Here is a 2,914-nt window from a genome sequence, read left to right on the forward strand (position 1 = left end):
GCAGCAACGAAGTTCACCAACGCACCCTGCGGAACCACCACACCCTTCGGCAGCCCCGTCGACCCCGACGTATAGATCACATACGCCGACGCCGAACCCATCGGCACCGAGGACACGGCCGGCAGGACACCGCCGTCGATCGGCGCGGCAAGCGCCTCGGCCGTCTCCGGAGCATCCAGGAGCAGGAAGTCGACCGCCAACTCGGGCAGCTCCGCCCGCAGTTCGGTCGTGGTCAGCACCAGCACCGGATCCGCGTCGGCCAGCATGAACGCCAGCCGGTCCGCCGGATACTCCGTGTCCAGCGGCAGATACGCCGCCCCCGCCTTCCACACCGCCAACAACGCCACCACCAGGTCCACCGACCTCGGCAACGCCACCGCCACGAACCGCTCGGCCACCACACCACGAGCCACCAACAGGCCCGCCAGCCGCTCCGCCCGCGCATCCAACTCCGCGTAGGACAGGGACACTTCACCGGACACCACTGCCACCGCATCCGGCGACACCGCCACCCGCTCCGCGAACAACTCCACCACCGAACGACCCGGCACCTCACACGCCGTCTCGTTCCACCCCTCCACCACCAGACCCGCCTCGACCTCATCGAGGAGATCGATCAGGTCGAGCGGAGCGTCCGGGGCTTCCACCATGCCGTGGAGCAGTCGCAGGTAGCGCGCGCCGACGGCTTCTACGGTGGCGCGGTCGAAGAGGTCGGTGCTGTACTCCAGCACGCCGCTCAGCGCACCGTCCGCCTCCGACCCGTCCGCAAAGGCGAAGGACAGGTCGAACTTGCCCACGCCCGTGTCGGCGACGGCCCGGGAGACGGTGAGGCCCGGCAGGTGCTGCGCGCTCCGGTCGATCGCGGCCTCGTCGGTGTTGTTGAACGCCAGCAGCACCTGGAACAGCGGGTGCCGGGCGAGCGAACGCTCCGGGTTCACCGCCTCGACCAGCCGCTCGAACGGCAGGTCCTGGTGCGCGTAGGCGGCCAGGTTCCCGGTCCGGACCCGGTCGATGAGCGTACGGGCGGAGGGCCGGCCCGAGGTGTCGGTGCGCAGGACGAGGGTGTTGATGAAGACGCCGATGAGCTGGTCGAGGGCGTCGTCGGTCCGGCCCGCGATCGGCGTGCCGATCGGCACATCCTCACCCGCACCCAACCGGGTCAGCAGCGCGGCCAGCGCTGCCTGCAGCACCATGAACGGACTGGACTGCGTCTCCCGCGCCAGCGCCACGACGCGCCCGTACAAGTCGCCGGGCACCTCGAACGGAATCCGCTCGCCCCGGTACGAGGCCACCGCCGGCCGCGGCCGGTCGAACGGCAGCTCCAACTGATCCGGCAGACCCGCCAGAGCACCCTTCCAGTACGCCAGTTGACGCGAGATCTCACTACCCGGCTCGTCCTCCGAACCGAGCGTCTCCCGCTGCCACAGGCTGTAGTCGGCGTACTGGACGGGCAGCGCCTGCCAGCCCGGCGCCTCCCCCGCCACCCGCGCCGCGTAGGCCGCGGTCAGGTCCCGCGCCAGCGGACCACGCGACCACGCGTCACTCACGATGTGGTGCAGGAGCAGAAGGAGCACGTGCTCGTCCGCAGAGACGGCAAACAGCGTGGCGCGCAGGGGGAGTTCACCCGAGTCGACCGACAGGTCGAAGCCTCGGCGGGCGGCCTCGCGCAGCCGCGATTCGACCTCGCCCGGAGCCGCCGTCACGACGGGCAGCTCGAACTCGACCTCGTCCGCCGGCTTGACGACCTGGTACGCGCCATCGGCGTCCTCCGCGAAGGCGGTGCGCAGGCTCTCGTGGCGGGCGACGACGTCGGCCAGGGCCTCGCGCAGCGCCTCCCGGTCCAGCGAACCGGAAAGCCGCAGCGCCACCGGGATGTTGTAGGTGGCGTTCGGCCCCTCGAACTGGTTGAGGAACCAGAGCCGCTGCTGCGCGTAGGACAGCGGGATCCGCTCCGGGCGCGGGACGGCAGCGGTGAGCGCGGGACGGACACTGCCGTCCGCCCTCTCGATGACCTCCGACAGACCGGCGACGGTGGGGGTGTCGAACAGCTGCCGGACACCCAACTCGACGTCCAGGAGGGCGCGGATGCGGCTGACGAGACGGGTCGCGAGCAGGGAGTGACCGCCGAAGCGGAAGAAGTCGTCGTCGATCGACACCGACTCCACACCCAGGGTCTGCGCGAACAGACCACACAGCACCTCCTCACGCGGCGACCGCGGCGCCCGGCCCCCGGCCTGCTCCGGACCGTACTCCGGCGCCGGCAGCGCACGACGATCCAGCTTCCCGTTCACCGTCAACGGCAGCGCATCCAGCACGACGAACGCGGAAGGGACCATGTACTCCGGCAGGCGGTGTGCCACGAACTCCCGCACACCATCCGGGTCCTGGCCATCGGCGGTGACGACATACGCCACCAGACGCTTGTCCCCCGGCTCGTCCTCCCGCACCACCACCGCAGCCCGAGCCACCAGCTCATGCGCCACGACCGCGGCCTGCACCTCACCCAGCTCGATCCGGAAACCCCGAACCTTCACCTGATCATCGACCCGGCCCACATACACCAACTGGCCATCGGCATTCCACCGCGCCACATCACCCGTGCGATACATCCGCGCACCCGAGGAACCGAACGGATCGGCAACAAACCGCTCCGCCGTCAGATCAGCACGCCCCCAATACCCACGCGCCAACACCACACCCGCGACATACAACTCACCCGCCACACCCGGCGGAACCGGACGCAACTGCCCGTCCAGCACATACGCCCGCGTATTCCAGAACGGACGACCGATCGGCACCGCACCCGAACCCACCGGAACACCAGGCTCGATCCGGAAGTCCGTGCAATTGACCGTCGCCTCCGTCGGACCATACGCATTCACCACCACCACACCAGGATTCGACACCCGCCACG

1 protein-coding gene is annotated in these 2,914 nt (G+C 69.8%); it reads right to left on the bottom strand.

The genetic code is table 11. From position 1 onward, the window contains the following. Positions 1-2,891, bottom strand: a 2,891-nt coding sequence (locus tag ACIRST_RS42365) for a condensation domain-containing protein (protein WP_402810130.1), incomplete at its 3' end; no start/stop codon positions are given. Positions 2,892-2,914: the final 23 nt, after the last annotated feature.

This window comes from Kitasatospora sp. NPDC101447 (assembly GCF_044767225.1).
In the GTDB taxonomy this organism is placed as follows: Bacteria; Actinomycetota; Actinomycetes; order Streptomycetales; family Streptomycetaceae; genus Kitasatospora.